This window comes from Mucilaginibacter sp. P4_C11 (assembly GCF_056402115.1).
Genome location: NZ_JBFUIA010000055.1, coordinates 1 through 19,882 on the forward strand (window position 1 = coordinate 1; position 19,882 = coordinate 19,882).

A 19,882-nucleotide genomic window follows, 5' to 3' on the forward strand; every position below is an offset into this window, starting at 1 on the left:
GAGCCGAGCCATTGGGCTATCGAAAACAACCTTCACTGGACGCTTGATATGGTTTTCAAAGAGGACAATTCGCTCAAAAAGAAAGGGAACTCGGCTTTGAATTACAATATCATTGCAAAAATGGCCTTAAATATCATCGAACGGGAAACTGAATCTAAAAGCAGTAAACCACAAAAAAGAAAACGGGCAGCCTTGGACGATGAGTTTAGAAGCAAGTTACTCGCAGGTTAAAAAAGTTAAAAGCGATTTCCCTGTTCATAATGCTCATACACTAAGATAAGCAAAACCAATTGATTATATTTAATGGACAAAATACTGCCCAATGAAGAAAACGATGCCTTTTGACTTCCTGCTGGATTATCTGCCCGCTGGTGTGATTGTTAAGCCTGCTGTGGGGATGTTTTATCTCTATTTCGACGGAAAGATCGTACTGATCTTCCGGGAGACCGAAAAAAATCCGCAGCATAACGGCATCTGGGTATGCACAAAACGGGATGATCACGCCAGTTTGAAGGCGGAAATTCCGGCGATTACCAATTTTTCTTTTGATGAGGGCGAGTCATTTGACACAGCCTGGTTGCTGCTCAGTAACAGCCATGATGATTTTGAAAGTGCCGCCATTCAACTTTGTGAACTGGTATCGCGCAAAGACAAAAGGATAGGCAAAGTGACGCCTAAGAGCGTGGCTTTATTTAAAGGCTTTTAAGCACCGTTTTTTTGTTGCGCCCCGTTGTTGGGGCTATGTTTGTTGGTTATAAAGGTAAACTGGCGGATGCTTTAAATTTAGCCGGCCGCCAGTTATTATAGTTGCCTCATGCCAGGCTCATGCCACCATCCATAACAACCTCGGCCCCGGTGATGAACTTTGCTGCGTCGCCCGAGAAATAGGCGACCATTTTGGCCACATCCTCGGGCTGGCCCATTTTCTTTAATGGAATGCGTTCAATCATCCAGTTGTCCAGGTTTTTTCGCGTGGTTTCATCCAGTCCAATTTTATTGAGTATCTCTGTTTGAGTAGGGCCCGGGCTAACGGCGTTTACGCGGATACCACGGGGAGCCAGTTCAAGTGCGGCAATGCGCATGACCGAATTGAGTGCGGCTTTGCCCGAAGAATAAATAGATGAATGCACCCCATTCATGCTGGCCGTATTGGAGGAAAGGAACACCACCGATGCACCATCGTTTAACAACGGTATAAATTTGCTGAGCGTAAAATACGCACCTTTGAAATTAATATTGATAATGCTGTCAAAAAGGGTTTCGGTGGCCTGTTCGATGGGCGCGGTACCTGCAATGCCGGCATTGATGAACAGGATATCAATTTTGCCGAATTGTGTTTCGATCTTTTTTGCCAGGTCTTCAGTCTGTATTATACTTGATTGATCAGCGATAAAACCCGTTACGCCGAGTTCGTTTGCAGCCTGATTTACGGCTTCCTGCCTTCGTCCTGTTATGATTACTGTGGCACCCTGCGCTTTCATTTCCTTAGCGGTGGCATAGCCTATACCGCTGTTACCGCCGGTTATAACGGCTATTTTTTCTTTTAAAGTTTTCATGATACAAATTTATGGCGAAAATGGTATAACTTTGTTACCAGTATCACAGAGTATACCAGTATGGGAGTAGCAGAAAAAGCGGCTGAAGTTTTATCCACACCGCGTAACCAACAAGAGGAAGTAAGGGCTTTACAGGACACAATTTATGTAATTGGCGGCAAATGGAAGCTGCCCATCATTAATTCGCTTTGCAACGGCAATAAGCGTTTCCGCGATATTGAGCGGAGTATACCCGGTATTACAACGCGTATGTTATCCCGCGAACTTAAAGAAATGGAGGCTAACCAGTTGCTTAAACGCACCGTAACGCCAGATACCCCCGTACTGGTGGAATATACCGTGACGGACTATTGCCGGAGCTTTGGCGACATTATCCTCGAGATGATCAAGTGGGGTAAACAACATCGCGAGAAGATCAGGTCAGCCGAATAATACAGTTGATGCCTGTTTCTTCAGCAAACCAGGCGTCGTGCGATATCAGGATCAGTGTCCCACCAAAATCTTTTACCGTTCTGGTCAACATTTCCAGGCTTTGCAGGTCAAGGTTATTGGTGGGTTCATCCAGGATGAGTATATCGGGGGCAGTATGGCGGAGTGACAGGCAACAAAGGGCCAGTTTCAATTTCTCGCCGCCGCTTAAGGCTGCGCATTTCAGGTTCCAGCTTTCGGCAGGAAACCGGGCGTAAACTAACAGCGACCGCAGTTCGTGCCCAGGTAACAAGCGGCTATTGCATTGTTGCGCCTGTTCAAAAACACTTAATTTTTCATCAATCAGGGTATACTGCTGGTCAAGATATGCGTAGCTAAAAGCGGCGCAGCTAATTTGTCCTGCGGTTGGTTGTAATTGCCCCATTAACATTTTGAGCAGGGTGGTTTTTCCGGAACCATTGGCCCCGGTAACCTGCACACGGTCGCCCGAGCGGACCTGGAATGTTAAGGGCTGCCACAAGGGGATTTCGCTGTACCCGAACCTTATTTCCCGGGCATCAATCAGTATTTTGCCGGTGTGCAGGCCTGAGCTTTTGAGCATGATAGAAGGAGGCTGATATGTTTGAAGGCTGGATCTTTGTTCGCTGAGCTTTGCAGCAACCTTGCTTATCTTTTCATCCTGAACGCCGCTTATCCTCGCGCTGCTTTGTTGTGCCTGGGCTTTGCGCCGACCGGCCAGGATTCGGGGTAACGAGCCGCTATTGCCCTGTGCTTTGCCGCGGGCTTCCTGTTGCTGCCGTTGTTCTGTTAGTTCCCGGGCTTTTGCTTTGGCCTGTTTAAGGATTTTAGTTTGTTCATGAACGCGGGCCTGCAGGGCATAAATGTCCTGCCGTTTTTGGCTTTCATAAAAATCATAGTTACCGCCAAAGCGCTCCAGGCCAACGGCACTTAATTCAATAGTCTCGGGCAATAAATTTAGCAAGGTGCGGTCATGGCTTATTGCAAGGATAGTGGCCTTACTGGTTTGTATTAGATGGTAAAGTTGCTCCCTGCTTTGTGTATCAAGATGATTGCTGGGCTCGTCCAACAAAATAATGCCCGGCTGATGCAATGTAATACCTGCCAACATCACTTTGGCCTTTTCCCCGCCGCTAAGTGTGCTCATGGGGTGCTGCGGGTCAAGATAGTGCAGTTGCCAGTGCGCCAGGCTTGCCAGTACGTTTTCTTCAATTTCCCAATCGTCCTGCAAATCAATGAAATGATTCTGGTGGGCATCGCCGTTCAGGATGGCCCGAAAGGCGGTGAGCTTTTTGCCAACCTGTAAAGCTTCGGCAATGGTTTGCCCGGTATTACCCATTTGCTGCGGAACATACCAAAAAGGTTCGGAAAGAGAAAGCATTCCGCCGGTGGCAAGCAATTGTCCGGCAAGCAATTGTAATAGCGTTGATTTCCCGGCGCCGTTAAAACCTACAAGCGCGGCTTTTTCGCCCTTAGCTATGGCAAGGTTTATATTTTCAAAAAGGGTTTCCCTGTCGGGATGGATATATGTGAGTGAACGGATGAGGATACTCATAATAACAAAGTAAAAGCATTGAAAAATCGGTGACCAAAAACTACCGCGGGCTGCGGATTGTATGATGGCACATGACCATCGGTTTTACTTTGTTATTCTCATTGGAGTAATATTCGTGAACGGATGTGCAAATATAGAGTTTTCTGAAATATGGCAAAATAGTTAGTCCAACGCCCCAGGGCAAACGCATCTAAATAGTTAACGGCGATAAGCTGTTATTTGATAATAGCTAACAGAATAAACTTATAGCGTCGATACCTTGTTTTTATTGGCTGATCGTGGTCAAATGACCCAGGCATGAAAGGGACATGTATTGGCCAACAAAAGGCACAAATATTGGATGCGCCTAAATTGCGCGATCAGTTTAGTGTTAACCATGATAAAATATAAAGCATTGATTGTTAAATATTTATAAAAAATATGCCCGAAATGTGTTAAGTTATGTTAACCCAATTAGATGCGTTTACTGACCCAATGTCTTATTCAGCAGGACCATCACTTTTTAAACTGCCGTGTAATCAGGAACGCAGTACCGGCCCGCTTCAATAATGTCGCCAACCTGCGGCACCTGTTTCATCATGAACGGGCAATACGCCTGTTTACCACGAAGCTTGCCAATGCCAAAATTGCTAACAGCAGGATGGCCCACACGGCTTGTTGCGCTGCTTGATTTACAAAAGCCGAAACAAAATTAGGCGTTTGTGTGGCACGCTCCAGCATCCACGCAATGGCAATTATACCCGAGATGACCGCGCCGCCAACCCGTACGTACGTATAAACTGACGTTTGGCTTAGTAAAATTAACCACGGAATGGTAATTAAAACAACAAACAGCTGCATTACCTCTATCCCTAAATTAAAGCCTAAAATACTTAGCGCCATAGTACCTGCGCCCAGGTTAAGGTTAGCTAATATGGATGCAAACGCTAAGCCGTGTATCAAGCCAAAACCCGCCGCTACAAACATTTCTCTCCCCGGAAAAATGGGTTTTATGGCATGAACCGCAGAAACTAAAATGGAAAATGCAATCAATATTTCTACAGGCTGCGCAGGCAGTTTTAACCAGCCTAAGGCGCCAATGAGCAAGGTAAGAGAGTGGCCAATTGTAAACGACGTAACAATTTTCAATAACCTCAGGATACTGTATTTTGTGCCGCCAAACTTGCCCCATTGCTTGTTTTTTGTCAACAATGCTGCAGGTAACAGCAAAACTATCAAAAACAGCAAATGATCGGTCCCTTCTTTAATATGCTGCATACCTAAGGCGAACATGCTTTTGAAACCCTTAAACCAGCTTCCCTGTTGCAAATTTATTTCCAATGGGTATATCACATTATCTTTGGTATTCCAGCTGATAACCATGGCATCAGCCGAGGGAGCATTTAAGTTTCCGGTCTCCCAATCGCTGCGGATGGAGATAAGGGCTGCATGGTTTACAACCTGGTGCATGATCACATCATAATCGAGCATAAATTTCCGGGTACTTTCGCCGGGTTGCGGGACGATAACCACGTTGGCAACTACTTCCCAATAATCGATGCCATTTTCAATGTATCTCCCTTTATTCATCCTCAAAGCTACTATTTCAACATTCCAGGGAGCTGTCTTCTTCAAATAAGCGTGTACATGCGCTTTGAGGTATTCTGTTAGCTGGGTCCCGAATTTATCAATAAGCGTTTCGGGGTTTTTAGATATGTTGTTGCCAAAAGCAAGTTCCAGTTCTGATAAGGGCATTTGGAGTTCCAGGGCAACCCTGTTCGGGCTTACATCTAAAAAAACAAGCGTATTGGGCGTTTGATGAGCACTTGAAATGGTTGGCCTTAATGCTGTAACAGCAAAAACGGATACAAAAATAAACAGCCGCCAACTGTTTTTATGGCGACTGTTTATCGAAAAGATGTTTTGCATAATTTCTATGATTCTTGTTATAAACCTATGTAATCACGGGTATGGTCTCTCATCACAGTGTGGTAGTGAATTCCCGAAAGCACAACACCTGTCTGGCAAATAAACTCTATCCAAACACTTGGCCCGTCTATCCTCACATAATCGGTATTTGTTGTTAAAAATGAACTGGCGGTACCGGCAACAGCAGATGTATTGCTGGCATAGGTAACGTAAGTACTTGCAAGCTCATTTTGATAAATAGTTGTAAATGCGGCGGCAGCAGTAGCATCCACGTCGTTGATCCATGGCATCATGGCTGCCAGTACTTTTGCCTGCGCAGCAGTGCTAAGCGTGCTAACTTTAATTCCCTGTTTAGTGGTTGGGAAAGTGTTAGTAGTAGAGCCAGGTACCATCAGGCAGTCTGAAAAAGTACTGGATATTTTTGCCGAAGCCAGTTCGGTACTGGTGAAAGAACCAAGCATATCCTGCATTGCGGTATGTTCAGACTCCAGCGGGCCGCTATAAGTAGTTCCGCTTAACGTAAATGAACCTTTAGGCTCTACTCCCTGGTGCAAAGGTGTAATACTGGTAACAACACCTGCGTCATAAGTAATATTTTGCGCATAGTGGTGCCCGCCAATCTGTAGCATCCATTTTCCTGTTGTACTTGGGGTGCCCAAAAATGCAATAATATAATTGCCCGAAGAATAGCCGGAAGCGGTTTGGCCCAGGTAATCATCGGCGGCCATAATTTGTGTAAACTCGTCATAACCTTCGCCGGTTGTTGTTCCGAAAGCTGCCGCTGCAACCGCTTTAGCTGCTGCTAATTGTGTGCTGCTTAAGCTGCTAAATGCCAATCCGTTTCTGCATGAAACCCCGCATGGCAGGTTCGACCATCTTTTTGCATTGGTCAGGTTAAGCGTAAGTACAACAGATGATTGCTGCGACGTGCTAAGCGATGCTAAAAAAGCGTTGGCTAAGCATACTACTTTTGATGCAATGGTGTTTGAGGTAGAGCAACCCGTTGTTGATGTACTTGCGGCGTCTACCGCAACGGTGAAACTACAGGTTTGCCCGCCAAAGGTAATTGAAAAAGACGCAGTACCTGTTGATGTTGGTGTACCGGCAATGGCATATGTGATGTTACCCGCCCCGCTGGCCAGTGTTCCCGCGGCTAAAGTGGCCGTTAGGCCGGTAACACCGGTTGAAGAGATTGCGCTACCGGCGGTATAAGCGGCACCATTGCCGCCAGTATACGGTATAGTGGCGCTACCGCTAAATACGGTATTAACGGTTGCAGTTGATGACACTACTGCCGAACCACAGGTTAAAGCCGAAACTGAAGCCGTTGTGGTTGTGGTGGTAGTTGTTGTAGTTCCATCAGTTGAGCTGCTTTTTTTACAAGCTACCAGGATGCAGACCGTCAGTAGCAAGCCTGACCCTACAGAAAGTATTAACTTTTTCATGATTTAATTAATTTAATATTTTGTTATCGTTTACTTGTCCGAAAGTATTGCCAATATTTTGGGGACGATAGATGTTATCGATAAACGGGGCTATTGTGGTGATGAAAGGGAGGTAACCGGCGATGTTTGATATAAAATATACAACAAGGGATTTGTTTAATCTGAAAAAATAAGCCCGGGAATTGGAGCTGCAACGATAGTTTGGTTAACCAAAAAAGTAAGCATTAAGTAATAACTAATACTTATGTTTTACGGCCCCGTGGTGTTTAAATATGAACAGATAGCTCATTTTTGCTTGTTTTTAACGGCGATACGCTAAATATACCCCCTGTATTTGGCCTGATAACCGCCTTTTTCTTCTTTTTTTTCGGGCGATTTTTATAAAATCTTCAATCGGTAACCATTACCAACCCATTTGCTTCTCTGGCTAAATCACAGGGGCTATTGGAAGTTAGGTGTGGATTGGTTCGACGCGAAGATTTGTGCCGACGGCAGGTATACGTCGGGAGTTTCAACTATTTATATTTAATGAAAAAAAGAATTATCACCCTGTTTTTATTGTTGTTGTGTATTGGTAACCTTGCAAAAGCCCAACTTATAACCTATAACGCTCCTGACGGGGCAGCTTTAACAACCGATTTTACTGTTAGAATAAGGCAAAATGGAAAAGATTGGAAAACGGTGCCTACCTATATGGCCAAGGTTACTAACGTTGTTAATACAAAAAGCGAATATCAGCTTAGTTCTTTTGCTTATTTTGATTTTTCTGGTGTAGTGGAGGTTGCCGTTGCTTATAACAGAGGCACTGTTAAACAAGCCCGGGTAAGGCCGTTGAGTTTTGGCATAACACCGAAATTACAATCAAACGAAGTCAGTTTTTTTTTGGATAGACCCCGGAATCTTTCCATAGAGATAAACGGAGATATATTTCATAACCTGCAGCTGTTTGCCAATCCACTTGAAACTTTCCACCCATCATGGGCCGATGCCAGTGTAACCTATTTTGGCCCTGGGATACACAGGGTAGGGGTTTTAAAAGCCCGGTCGAACCAAACTATCTATTTAGCAGGTGGTGCCATTGTACAAGGGCAGATTCTTGTTGATAAGGTAGAGAACGTACGTATCCTTGGTCGTGGAATTTTGACTCAATTGCCTCTTATACAAAAAGCAGGCATTAAGAAAACCAGCCCCTCCGCTATACCCGGTTCCCGTAACGACCAGTTAACCATCACGTTTTCAAAAAACGTTGAAGTAAGCGGGATCATCGTTTTACCACATAAGTACAGTGTGCTTATCGGCCAGTCGGCAGGGGTGAAGATCAGTAATTTTAGGTCGTTTAGCTTTGAAGGAAACGCCGATGGTATTGATGTTTTCTGCAGTTTGGATGTTGCCATCAGCGATATCTTTATGAGAAATTCAGACGATTGTATTGCCATTTATGGCCACAGGTGGAATTATTATGGCAACACCAAAAATATAACTGTTGCCAACGCCACGCTTTGGGCAGATGTTGCCCACCCTATATTAATTGGTACCCACGGCGATACCAACAACCCTGATACGCTTGAAAATATGACTTTTAAAAATATAGACATACTGGAGCAGCACGAGCATCAAATTGATTACCAGGGTTGCATCGCGCTGAACGCGGGCGACAGTAACCTGCTGAATCAAATTAGCTTTGAAGATATCAGGGTGGAAGATTTCAGAGAGGGGCAGCTTGTTAATATCAGGGTAATGTTTAATCACTACTACAATACTTCGCCGGGCAGAGGAATACAAAATGTTTATTTTAAAGATATTGATTTCAAGGGTCGCCATTCCAATATCTCGGTAATTGCCGGGTATGATAATGACCGCAGTATAAAAAATGTTGTATTTGAAAATTTAAGGATTAACGGTATTGGCATTGCCGATGATATGCCCGGAAAGCCGCCCTATTATAAAACGGCAGATATGGCCAATATTCTCATTGGCGAACATATCGATGGTGTAAGGTTTATTTCGGCAAAAAAATAAATAGCCCTGTTTAATCATCATCACCTTTGTCGGCTTTGCCGGTTAATTTTACGGGGTAGGTTTTTTTACCTTTTGCTGCGTACCATAAAATGCGGTTCAGCATATCGTCGTTGCCGCCATCAATGTGGTCAAACTCTGGCTTTGATGATGCTTTGGCAAAATACAAAGCCTGCCCTTTAAGCGCGGCAAGTTTTGGGTTGATACTATTAAGTGGGATGCGGTTTGGCACAGCGCTGTAAGCGTAGGCGGTTGGCCTATCGCTAAAGCAACTGAACATGGGCAAGGCGGTTGCATCAATAATATTCATCGGTGGTATGCCCAATATTTGCTCTATTGACCGCACAACGCAAGTTTGGTTATAGTTGGTTGATACCGTTTTTTGCAACTGGCTGTACGGACTAACCACAAAGCCTGTTGTGCGGTAAGCAGATACGTGGTCCCAACCGGCTTGCGAGTCATCCTCGGTAACAAATATTACGGTGTTTTTCCAGAAACGGCTTTTGGATACGGCTTCAATGATACGGCCAAGTGCAAGGTCGTTATCGGCCACCATAGCTTCCGGTTTAGGAAGGCCTGGCCGGGTACCTTGCGTATGATCTGTTGATAGGGCCATTACCATCAGCTCTGGCAATTCATCGCCGGGCTGGTTCTCATAGCCTTTTAATTCGCTGATAAAAGCAGAGGCCCGTATCTGGTCGGTTATTTTTAACTCGTCCGATCCGGGGTAGTTTTGCGATAGCATCGGCCTCACCCTTGATACGGTACTGGTGTTATAAAATTTAAGCGGGATGCCGGCTTTGTAGTTATTGTACATATCCGTCCAGCTTAATTTTTCGTCATAATGGGGTGCCGATGCCTCGCCGTAAATCCTTACTTTTTTACCGTGATCGGCGGCGTTGTTCCATATAAAACCTTTCTTGTCGTACACCAGGGCGTCTTCCTGCACATGCGGGTAGCTGCGGAACCAGGCGCGTACGTTTTTCTCCACGTAGTCGGTAACCATGGCGGCATCAGTCCATTGGTGCCCTTCGGCCGAGCATTTGCCCGATGCATAATAGTTATCAAGCAACACAAAATCTTTGGCCAGCTTATGCTGATTAGGGGTGATGCTATCGCCATAAATACATAATGAGGGCATTCCTTTACCTTGGGGCATATCGCCTAAAACCTGGTCGTAAGTGCGGTTTTCTTTGATGATGTATAATACGTGCTTAAATACCGATGGTTCGCCAATACGATCAGGCATTGGTTTTGGGGTGATGTTTTTACGCGGTATCAGTTGTGCTATATCCTGCCTGAAGGTAAGATTAAGCGTTTTTACGCGATTGGTATATGTTTTTAATAACTCATCATCCGGCAACGGGATGATAGATACCGTAGCCTTTTCGTGGTGCGAGTTATAAGCAGTAACGTCATCAGGTACCAGCGGCCCGGCTTTAAACTCTTTGGTACTTACCCGCGATCCTTCGCCTTCCAGGTTGGTTACAAAAAGGGTGTTATCCACAACCAGTAAGCCGCCGGGATACGCCTCGGTAGGTATAAAGCCTTTAACAACTGTTTCGCCCTTGCCGCCCGCCGATGAAACTGACCCAAGCTGAACTATCGCCACCGCATTATCAAGCCCGTTGGCAACGTACAATGTGTTACCATCGTTACTGAGCGCAAGTGCGTTTGGCGAATCGCCGATGTAGCCGTTTTTATCCTGCATCAACCTTACCGGGACGGTTTCAATCACCTTAAAAGTTGCAGCGTTTATTACGGATACGTTATCGCTGTTGGCATTGGCAACATATAAAAAACGGTTGCTTTTATCGGCTATGATAACATTTGGGTGCAGGCCAACGGAAATTTCTTTCAGCGCATTGCCGCTTGCAATATCAAATACCTGTACGCTCCCGGAACTTGTAGCGCCGGTTTTGGGGTCGATGTAAGTTTTGCCATAAGGTACGCCCGCGGTTTCCATGCGGGTAGTATCAGTTGGTTCGGTTCCGCCCCAGTTGGTGATGAAAAGGCGCTGCCCAACAAGAGCAAGGCCATAGGGCGCTACCCCGGTTGGTTTAGTATAAATAGTTTGTTGGGTGCCCAGGTTAATTTTTACAAGTTGGTTGTTGCCGTTCAAAGCCACATATAAATAATCGGTACCCGCTTCGGTATTGATTAATAATTCATTGGGTAACGCCAATGGTGATGGCGCAGCGGGCTTAAATTCAAATGCGTTTTTGATGCTGATATCCTGCCCGTTCCATAGGGCTTGCATTACAAATGATTTATGCGAATCGCCATTGGCTGCGCTCCAAAAAATCTGAGTTTCTGTGCCACTTTTCTGAACCTTTAAGCCCGAGTAAGTGCTCATCAGGCCATTGTACCGTTTATCCTTGTTATAAGTCCATTGTGCTACGACCTTACTGCCAACCGAATCAATGAGGGTAATGCCGTACCGGTCTTCAACAGCTAAAACCGAGGTTCCAGGGATCAGTTTGATATCAAGACTATGGTTTTCAAAATTGGGATCGCCAAAGCGCACCACTTTGCCGGCCGGGTCAATCAGCCGGTTATATGGCATCATTACAGGCAATATCTTATTGTTTAACGTGCTGTCGTCATAGGTGCTGTGCATATTGGTTTGTTCCTGGTTGCCCACGGTGCCATCGGTTATAACCGAATGACAGGCAGAAACCAACGCACTCAATAAAACACAAAAAGATAATGTAGATATTTTCATAGTAAAAGATGTTCTGGATGATGGAGGCCTTTCGGCGCTGAAAGTTTTGATATATAATATGCTTCCGAGGCATATGATGGAGTTGTTGTCTTATCGTTGCGCTTTCTGTTTCCAAACAAATTGCTCATATTTATGCAAGATACTTCCATTTTGCCATGAAAAACTGTGTATTCCTGTTTACGTGTTTAATTGTGTTGTGCGCTTGCTCGCATAAAAAGCAACCTTCGGCAGAAACGAAACATGCTGTTAAGGCTAATAAGCCGGCTAAAACTTCAATCATCAATAAGCCGCAATATACAAACCCGTTGTTTAATCAGTATGTGGTATTTATTAAATCTTTAAATTTTACCGATCCTGAAAATGCAACAACGGCTGCAGGGAGATATGTAGAACTATTCAAAGGGCAAGCCCCTGCCGCCTGCGATACTGCTTTTTTGATTTTTAGCGCATACTACGATAAATTGGATAAAACCCTTGATGATATTCATTATGACCGTACCGACCGAAGCGACACTATACTCATGCGTAAAGTTAAGCCAGGTAAACTGCCGGCAAAAGTTGCAAAATACCTGAGGCACTTAAACGATAACGGTTTTACGATTATTATGGAAGAAGGCGACACCTATGTGGGGCAAGACCGGGATTTTATCAGTAAATGGTTTTATGAATCCGTGTCGCCGGTGATGAAGGCCTACCTTGAGCAATTGAATAAGGAGAATAAGGCTGTTTATATGGAAGATGCGTCGATAATTATAAGTGCAAAGCAGCTGGTAGATAGGGAAATATGGTGGGAGCAGTTTGTTAAAGAAAATTCTGGTTTTATAAGTATTACCGATGCTTCGGTTAACCAGAAAAGCTATTTACAGGCGCTGCTCCAGGGAACCGATAACACCTGGGTTATGGATGACCAGAACCGCCTGAGCGATTATTTTAAAGAAGCCTACAACTACCTGTTGGATAAATACCCCTCATCTGCCGCTGCCAAACTCGTAGCGCCTTACTATGCCTTTTTAAAGGAGGGACATAGGTACCGGGCCGATAGTTTGATGAATGTTTATAAGAAGGAAGGGGTAACAGGGTGATTTTTTACTTCACCAGTAATTTTTCAAATGCAGTAGTATCGCCTTTAAAAATACTCATATCAACCCTTTGGCTAATGCCATTGATGTGGGCCCTGTCCGAGTGTTGCCAAAACTGCCAGTTGGTATTGCTACTCACCTTTAACTGGGGTTGGTAATAGTGGGCAATCCACAGCGGGTACTCGTCAAAATAACCTTGCAGGTAATCCTGGTAAAAGCTCAGGTTGGTGTAAATAATGGGTTTTGCACCCGTTTTGGTTTCTATTTGGTGGATGAACAGCTTAAGCTGAGTACGCATTTTTTCGGGCGTAGTGCGGTATAACTTCTCTACGTCGACAACCATCGGCAGGTCGCCTTTTTCAATTTTTACCGTTTGCAGCATGAATTTAGCCTGCCATAAGCCGCTTTTTTGGGGCAGAAAGAAATGATATGCACCGCAAATAAGGCCGGCCTTCGGGGCCTCGCGCCAGTTGCGCTGAAAATAGGGATCGGTCATTAAAACGCCTTCGGTTGCCTTAATAAAAGCGAACTTAATGTGTACGCCATCCTCGTTCATCTGCTTTACCTTTTGCCAGTTTATTTTGCCCTGGTACGATGATACATCAATGCCATGTACCGTATAATTGGCCGGTATGCGTACGCCAAAACTTTTGTAGGTACGGTAATTGGTGGTTTCGCCGGCATCCAGTATCCATCGCCAGGTTGCAGTTGCCGTTTTTAAAACGTAGCCATAATAAAAGGGCGAAAGCACTATAAGTAGTAAGCCAATAGCGGCAAATATCCATCCTGTAGGAACTGTGGAAGGTGTTTTTTTCTTCGCTGCAGGTTTCCGTTTTACCGGAACTGTGGTTTTGGCAGGTGTTTTTTTAACAGGTGGTGGCACAAGGCAAAATTACTAAAATGCGCCCGCATATTGCCCGGTAAATAAATAGCTAAATAATATTAAGCGGATTATTTTTAAAATAGGCTATTTTATATTGAAACATTTCGGCCATTTTACCTGCACGCCATTTGGCTTCATCGGCCTTTTCGCCGGCAAAAAGGCTGTCAACTGTAGCTGTAAATAAATTTAGCCATTCTGTAAAATGCTTTTCGTCAATAGGTAAGCGCGCATGTGGCGGAAACGGGGCGCCATTATAGGTATGTTCCTGCAATAGCAGGGTTTGCCAAAAGGTATACATCTTTTCCAGGTGTGGCGACCAGCCATCGCCTAAGCGCTCGTTAAAAACGGGAGCCAGTAAAACGTCTTCGCCAACTTTATTATAAAAGGTATCAACCAACAGTTTGATATCATCTAATGAAATTATATCGTGTTTTATACCCATGGCTATACCTAATTATTCCACACCAAAGCTACCCAATGTCATATAACACCAATGTAAAAAATAGAGGTAATTCAATAAATGCCTAAAATTTCTTTATATTTGTAAGGTAAACTTACAAGTTTTCTTTATAATAAAAATGACAGATCAAAAAGATATTCAACTGGCGGCCGACCTGCGCACCGTGGTAACCAGGCTTATTAAGGTACTGCGGAAGCATTCGGTAACTGCCGATAAGTTGTCGTTAACCGAACGCTCTACGATTGCCCTGCTTGATCAGCACCAGGAATTGCTGCCTAACGAACTGGCAGCTATGGAAAAAATAACTACGCAAAGCATGTCGCAGATATTGGCCAACCTGCTGCAGCGCGGTTTAATCAAAAGGCGGATCTCGGAAACCGATAAACGTAAAGCCATCATCACCTTGTCTGATCTTGGGCGCGATATGCTACACCAGGTACGTAACGAGCGTAATGCCTGGCTTAATGATGCCATAGCCGCAACCTGTACACCTGAGGAACAGGAGTTGATAAAAAAGGCAATTGGCCCGCTAACAAAAATTGTTGATTTTGAATAAAGTCTTCGTGACAGGGATAGGGGAGTAATGAATATAAACACTTTTAATGCATTTAGAAGCCGGAATTACAGGCTTTATTTTGCCGGTCAATCCATATCGTTGGTGGGTACCTGGATGCAGAAAACCGCGGTGAGTTGGGTAATATACTCGCAAACACATTCTAAATTTTTATTGGGAGTTACTCTTTTTGCAAGTCTGTTCCCTTCGTTTTTATTTTCATTTTTGGGCGGGGTAGTTTCAGACAGGTATGATAGGTATAAGTTATTGTTGTTTACCCAGGCAGCATCAATGATGCAGGCTATTTTGCTCACGGCGCTGGTGTTTTTTGGGCGATACGTGGTTTGGGAAATTATCGCTTTAAGCGCTCTTCTGGGTATCATTAATGCTTTTGATGTGCCCGCCCGTCAATCATTGGTTTATGAGATGGTTGACGATAAAGCTGATTTACCGAATGCGCTGGCACTTAACTCATCTATGGTAAACCTGTCAAGACTGGTAGGTCCGGGTATTGCAGGCCTGGTGCTCGAGAAATTTGGCGATGTAATGTGCTTTGGCGCCAATGCCGCCAGCTTTATTGCTGTGATTGGTTCGCTGTTGTTAATGAGGCTGCCCAAATCAAAGCCGAAAGCACATACGCACAACATCTATTTTGAACTTAAAGAGGGCTTTAGTTATATCAAAAGCACACCGTCAATTAAGTTTGTGCTGGTAATGCTGGCCTTAATAAGCCTCATGGTTTTACCCTTTAATACGCTGATACCGGTTTATGCCAAAGATATTTTTAAGGGAACGGCATCAACTTTTGGGGTTATAGATAGCTTGATAGGTTTGGGCGCTTTTTCGGGCGCTATATTCCTGGCCTCAATAAAAGCAGGAGGAGATCTTAAAAAGATATTGGCTGTAAGTACACTAATTTTCGGCGGGGGGTTGGCTGTCTTTTCTCACATCCCTAATTATTACATTGCCCTTTTGTTTGCGGCCATTACAGGTTTTGGGATGATGGCCCAGATTACCATTAGCAATACACTCATTCAAACTACGGTTGATCCGGCTATGCGCGGCAGGGTTATCAGTTTTTATGCCATGGCTTTTTTTGGGATGCAGCCTCTTGGTGGCTTACTGGTAGGGGGCATTTCGCAAAAAATAGGCGTTCCGGATACGGTTTTAGGCGAAGGTCTTGTGGCGCTGCTGCTGGGTTTATTGCAACTGGCGTACCTCAGGAAAATCAGGCTCAAAAAAGCTATCGAAGTAACTTTACAACACCCCCCGGTCAATTCACTAACATCAAACTGATACACACGAATTTCACGAGTTGGATAGAATTTTACGAATTTGATAGACACGAATTGAATGGATACTAACAGCGATAATTGAAATAAATGCAGATAATATGATAACTACCATTGATAAAAATACCGCACTTGTATTAATTGATTTGCAAAAGCCCATTGTGCAAATGCCCACGGCGCACCCTATGAGCCAGGTATTGGAAAACTCGGCTAAGTTGCTTGCCGCTTTTCGCAAGGCAAAACTGCCGGTTGTAATAGTAAATGTTAACCCTGCTGGTTCGGCTGCTTTTGCCACCCGCAGGGATAGTAATCCAAACGCAGGATCAGTACCTGGTTCCGATTTTTTGGATATCGTGCCCGAAATTAAAGTAGAGGACGGCGACATTAGGATAACCAAAAAAACATGGGGCGCTTTTTACCAAACCGCCCTGCATGACGAATTACAAAAACATGGCGTTACCCAGATTGTGCTGGCCGGGTTGGCCACCAGCATAGGTGTCGAAGCTACCGCCCGCAGCGCTAATGAATTTGCCTATAATATTGCCTTTGCCAGCGATGCCATGAGCGATAGGTTTGCAGATGCACACAATAGCAGTTTTAAATATATTTTCCCGAGGATTGGAGAAGTAGGTACCACAGATGAGATTATTGCTAAACTGGGTCTGTAGGTTTAGCACTTTTGAATAGCCGGAAGTTATGATATTTTAGCTTGGCATCTTATTCTATTTATATTTTGCATCTTAAAACCAACCTGTTCTTAATTATCTGCTTTATTACAACCCGTTTTAGCGCCGGATAAATTATATTTGGGCATGAAGGTAATGAAGATCATCAAAGAATCAATATCTATTGGGTTGGGTATCCTGGCAGCCGGTTTTGGCCTTAAGGGTTTCCTGTTATCCAGCCATTTTATTGATGGAGGGGTAACGGGTGTATCAATGCTGGTTGCAGATATCTCGGCCATACCCATTTCTTTGCTCATTTTTTTAATTAATGTGCCGTTTTTGTGGCTGGGTTATAAAAAGCTTGGGCTGTGGTTTGCCATAAAAAGCACCATTGCCATTGGCTTGCTATCGGTAAGCCTGGTAGTTATTAATTTCCCCGATGTAACGCACGATAAGTTGCTTACAGCGGTTTTTGGCGGCGTATTTATAGGTACGGGCAGCGGCCTGGCCATGCGGGGCGGCGCCGTGCTTGATGGTACCGAGATAGCAGCAGTACTCATCAGCAAACGTACTCAACTGCTAAAGGTGAGCGATTTTATTTTGCTGCTCAACGTAGTGATATTTGGGCTTGCTGCCTTTTTACTGGGCGTTGAGCCGGCTATGTACTCCATATTAACGTATATGGCTGCCGCCAAAATGATAGATTTTATTTTGAATGGTATTGAACAGTATTCGGGCATCACGGTAGTATCTACGCATAGCGAGGCCATTCGCCGGGCAATTACACTTACGCTGGGCAGGGGTGTTACCATTTACCAGGGTAAAAGCGGTTACGGCAAGGATGGCCACGTAAACGACCCTCGGGATATTATTTTTACTGTTGCCACCCGGTTGGAGATTCCATCGTTAAAACAAACCATCCTGCGAATAGATCCCAAGGCATTTATTGTACAGCAAAGCGTGGACGATACCACCGGGGGATTGTTAAAACGCAAAGGATTACATTGAGGAAGTTTTGAGTTTTGAGTTCGGAGTTTTGAGTGGGGAAGGAATTGGTTTTGGTAGGGACAGGTTTTCTTTAAATTAAGATTTATTGTTTTCGGCTAAACACTCAAAACTCACCACTCAATACTTAAAACTATTATAAGATGAGCAAAATAACACCTTTCCACGTTGCAGTGCCGGTTTATGACCTGGACGAGGCCCGAAAATTTTACCGCGAAGTTTTAGGCTGCGGCGAAGGCCGCAGCGATACTAATTGGACGGACTTTAACTTATATGGCCACCAGTTTGTTATCCACCTAAAACCTAAACCGGTTGATGATACCAAACATCATTTTAACCCGGTTGATGGGCACGACGTACCTGTACCGCATTTTGGTGTGGTACTGGAATGGAATGACTGGGTTGCACTTGAGGCTAAATTAAAAAGCCTAAACGTGGAATTTGTTATTGAACCCTACATCCGTTTTAAAGGCCTGCCCGGCGAACAGGCTACCATGTTTTTTCTCGATCCATCTGGAAATGCGTTGGAATTTAAGGCTTTTAAGGATATGGGGCAACTGTTTGCTGTTTGACTAGCCCGGGAAACCGCAGTTCTTTTTTGTTGCTTTAATCTATTTAGGGGCTATCAGTTTGTGCCCGGCCGGCATGGGGTGCACGCCGTCCCAAATCCAGGATTCGGCGGGTGCTTTTTTTTGAATGGTAACAGCCTACTGACCACTAACATAACATTTGGCTGTGTAAGATATTAGGGGGCCTAATATTCATTTTATCCCCGTAAGCATGTTCTTCAGTTTTAACCGTAGGTAAATTGGATATGTATATGTCTTTAACATCGGCAGGCTATTCAAAAGTTAGATGGATTTCCCTACATTGTAACTGGCTTATGATATCCTTATGGTTTTTATATATTTGGCTATTCACAATTATAGTTGATTATTATGCTAAAGGATTTTTTAAAAAGAACTATTATTTACAGGTTATTTAAGAAATACCGAAGCAGCATCGGCACAGTTACCCGAGAGTCAACCACCGATAATACCATCAAAGAATGGATCAAAGCTGGCCGTCCTGCCCCGCCTCCTCATTCCATAAAACTTTCCGTTATAAAGCGATACGCGAGGTTTCATCGAGCTAATATTTTTGTTGAAACAGGAACATATTTAGGTGAAACGACAGCCGCGTGCTTAGATTTTTTTGAACGCTTAGTAACCATTGAGCTTGATGAAAAACTTTTTAAAAATGCTGTAGATAAATTTAGCGCTCAAAAAAGAATATCTGTCTACCAGGGAGATAGCGGAGATGTGTTGGCTGAGATATTGCCTGGGATTTCAAAGCCCGCATTGTTTTGGTTAAACGGTCATTATTCAGAAGACTTTACCGATAAGGAGAAATTAAATTCACCTATCTTAAATGAGCTTAAGCACATTTTTGCGCATCCAATAAAAAGCCACACAATATTAATAGACGGCGCTCGGTGCTTTACCGGCAAGAATGGTTATCCTACTATCGATTTTCTCAGGGAATTTGTACATAAGCATGATAAACATTTAGTATTTTCTGTCGGCGATGATATAATACGTATTCATTCAGAACTGTTGTCCGATTTAGACATTACCAATAGCGCGATTCTCCCATCAGGAGTCGATCCCGAAAGTTTAATTGGCCATCATATTGAAGTAAGAGAGGGAACTACCGTAGATAAATTTAGCAAAATAGGGAGCTATGTTTACATAGGGAGTCGCTGCGTTGTGACTAAAGCAAATATTGGCAGGTATTGTAGCATAGCAGATAATGTGACAATTGGTCCAGGCGAACATAATTTACGGGCATTGTCAACAAGTGCAATCTTTTACGAAAATATACTGGATGAGTTAACAAAAGGGATTAGTGAGATTGGTAATGATGTTTGGATAGGTGTTGATAGTATTATCAAAAGAGGTGTAAAAATTGGCAATGGCGCAATAATCGGAGCAAACTCCGTGGTAACAAAAGATGTTCCACCATTTGCGATAGTAGTTGGTAGCCCTGCTAAAATATTAAAGTTTAGATTTGACCAGGACAAAATAGATAAACTAACAGCCTCAAACTGGTGGAATCTTGATGTAAATTTAGCCAGGCAGGTTCTTAAAGAGTTGGAGCAAAATTTTTTTTAGCCAGTTCACCCCAACTTGTTTATTAGTGATTTAGAGCGTTAAGCACGCCATTGCTACAGCAAATTTGGCTTACAAATGTCTTCAACGTTCATTGAAGGCTCAAATGTTGAATAACGGTTCTCTGCCGCTGCCATCTTAAA

The 19,882-nt window shown here is 43.9% G+C and carries 18 protein-coding genes; 11 read left to right on the forward strand and 7 right to left on the reverse strand.

Translation table 11 applies throughout. From position 1 onward, the window contains the following. Positions 1 to 231: transposase (locus AC1DU2_RS29275; RefSeq protein WP_477389026.1), on the forward strand; the 231-nt coding region annotated here is incomplete at its 5' end. Positions 232 to 322: 91 nt separating this feature from the next. After that, positions 323 to 706 carry a hypothetical protein gene (locus AC1DU2_RS29280; protein WP_477361990.1) on the forward strand — a complete coding sequence of 128 codons (384 nt, stop codon included), beginning with the start codon at positions 323 to 325 and terminating at the stop codon, positions 704 to 706. 106 nt (positions 707 to 812) lie between these two features. Here AC1DU2_RS29280 and AC1DU2_RS29285 read toward each other — a convergent pair whose 3' ends face one another. Beyond that, positions 813 to 1,556 (reverse strand): SDR family oxidoreductase, encoded by a 744-nt coding sequence (locus tag AC1DU2_RS29285; RefSeq protein ID WP_477389028.1) that lies wholly within the window; start codon positions 1,554 to 1,556, stop codon positions 813 to 815. A 60-nt stretch (positions 1,557 to 1,616) separates the two neighbouring features. On the opposite strand from AC1DU2_RS29285, the gene AC1DU2_RS29290 reads away from it, so the two are divergent. Beyond that, positions 1,617 to 1,988, forward strand: a complete 372-nt coding sequence (locus AC1DU2_RS29290; protein ID WP_477389030.1) for a winged helix-turn-helix transcriptional regulator — start codon at positions 1,617 to 1,619, stop codon at positions 1,986 to 1,988. On the opposite strand, the gene AC1DU2_RS29295 is transcribed toward AC1DU2_RS29290, so the two are convergent. The 3 genes from AC1DU2_RS29295 to AC1DU2_RS29305 all read right to left on the reverse strand — a co-directional run bounded on the left by AC1DU2_RS29295 (position 1,972) and on the right by AC1DU2_RS29305 (position 6,911). Then, positions 1,972 to 3,558 carry an ABC-F family ATP-binding cassette domain-containing protein gene (locus tag AC1DU2_RS29295; protein ID WP_477389032.1) on the reverse strand — a complete coding sequence of 529 codons (1,587 nt, stop codon included), beginning with the start codon at positions 3,556 to 3,558 and terminating at the stop codon, positions 1,972 to 1,974. The genes AC1DU2_RS29290 and AC1DU2_RS29295 overlap by 17 nt on opposite strands. A 576-nt stretch (positions 3,559 to 4,134) precedes the next feature. Beyond that, positions 4,135 to 5,466 (reverse strand): HupE/UreJ family protein, encoded by a 1,332-nt coding sequence (locus AC1DU2_RS29300; protein WP_477389034.1) that lies wholly within the window; start codon positions 5,464 to 5,466, stop codon positions 4,135 to 4,137. Positions 5,467 to 5,483: 17 nt separating this feature from the next. Further along, positions 5,484 to 6,911, reverse strand: coding sequence for a DUF3500 domain-containing protein (locus tag AC1DU2_RS29305; RefSeq protein WP_477389036.1), 1,428 nt, complete (start codon positions 6,909 to 6,911; stop codon positions 5,484 to 5,486). 528 nt (positions 6,912 to 7,439) lie between these two features. Here AC1DU2_RS29305 and AC1DU2_RS29310 point away from each other — a divergent pair. Further along, the gene (locus AC1DU2_RS29310; RefSeq protein ID WP_477389038.1) at positions 7,440 to 8,930 is read left to right on the forward strand and encodes a glycosyl hydrolase family 28 protein; all 1,491 of its coding nucleotides are present in this window, start codon (positions 7,440 to 7,442) and stop codon (positions 8,928 to 8,930) included. Positions 8,931 to 8,940: 10 nt separating this feature from the next. On the opposite strand, the gene AC1DU2_RS29315 is transcribed toward AC1DU2_RS29310, so the two are convergent. Beyond that, a complete protein-coding gene (locus AC1DU2_RS29315) occupies positions 8,941 to 11,652 on the reverse strand; it encodes a YncE family protein (protein ID WP_477389040.1) in 2,712 nt (903 codons plus the stop codon). Positions 11,653 to 11,807: 155 nt separating this feature from the next. Here AC1DU2_RS29315 and AC1DU2_RS29320 point away from each other — a divergent pair, with 155 nt between their 5' ends. Then, entirely contained in the window at positions 11,808 to 12,734 is a 927-nt protein-coding gene (locus tag AC1DU2_RS29320) for a hypothetical protein (protein ID WP_477389042.1), read from the forward strand. A gap of 4 nt (positions 12,735 to 12,738) precedes the next feature. Here the strand turns inward: AC1DU2_RS29320 and AC1DU2_RS29325 are convergent, their stop codons facing one another. Both AC1DU2_RS29325 and AC1DU2_RS29330 read right to left on the reverse strand, forming a co-directional pair. Beyond that, entirely contained in the window at positions 12,739 to 13,614 is an 876-nt protein-coding gene (locus AC1DU2_RS29325; protein WP_477389044.1) for a glycoside hydrolase family 25 protein, read from the reverse strand. 49 nt (positions 13,615 to 13,663) lie between these two features. Beyond that, positions 13,664 to 14,056, reverse strand: a complete 393-nt coding sequence (locus tag AC1DU2_RS29330) for a group III truncated hemoglobin (RefSeq protein WP_477367141.1) — start codon at positions 14,054 to 14,056, stop codon at positions 13,664 to 13,666. A 136-nt stretch (positions 14,057 to 14,192) separates the two neighbouring features. On the opposite strand from AC1DU2_RS29330, the gene AC1DU2_RS29335 reads away from it, so the two are divergent. From AC1DU2_RS29335 to AC1DU2_RS29360, 6 genes are all read left to right on the forward strand, one after another. Beyond that, the gene (locus tag AC1DU2_RS29335; protein WP_477367145.1) at positions 14,193 to 14,630 is read left to right on the forward strand and encodes a MarR family winged helix-turn-helix transcriptional regulator; all 438 of its coding nucleotides are present in this window, start codon (positions 14,193 to 14,195) and stop codon (positions 14,628 to 14,630) included. Positions 14,631 to 14,657: 27 nt separating this feature from the next. Further along, a complete protein-coding gene (locus tag AC1DU2_RS29340) occupies positions 14,658 to 15,923 on the forward strand; it encodes an MFS transporter (RefSeq protein WP_477389046.1) in 1,266 nt (421 codons plus the stop codon). A 97-nt stretch (positions 15,924 to 16,020) separates the two neighbouring features. After that, positions 16,021 to 16,587 (forward strand): isochorismatase family protein, encoded by a 567-nt coding sequence (locus AC1DU2_RS29345; protein WP_477389048.1) that lies wholly within the window; start codon positions 16,021 to 16,023, stop codon positions 16,585 to 16,587. 153 nt (positions 16,588 to 16,740) lie between these two features. Next, complete coding sequence (locus AC1DU2_RS29350; protein ID WP_225976414.1) at positions 16,741 to 17,592, forward strand: YitT family protein; 852 nt, start codon at positions 16,741 to 16,743, stop codon at positions 17,590 to 17,592. 140 nt (positions 17,593 to 17,732) lie between these two features. Further along, positions 17,733 to 18,161 (forward strand): VOC family protein, encoded by a 429-nt coding sequence (locus AC1DU2_RS29355; protein WP_477389050.1) that lies wholly within the window; start codon positions 17,733 to 17,735, stop codon positions 18,159 to 18,161. A gap of 366 nt (positions 18,162 to 18,527) precedes the next feature. Next, positions 18,528 to 19,742: a DapH/DapD/GlmU-related protein gene (locus AC1DU2_RS29360; RefSeq protein WP_477389051.1), complete on the forward strand. Its 1,215-nt coding sequence runs from the start codon at positions 18,528 to 18,530 to the stop codon at positions 19,740 to 19,742. The last annotated feature ends 140 nt before the right edge of the window (positions 19,743 to 19,882 follow it).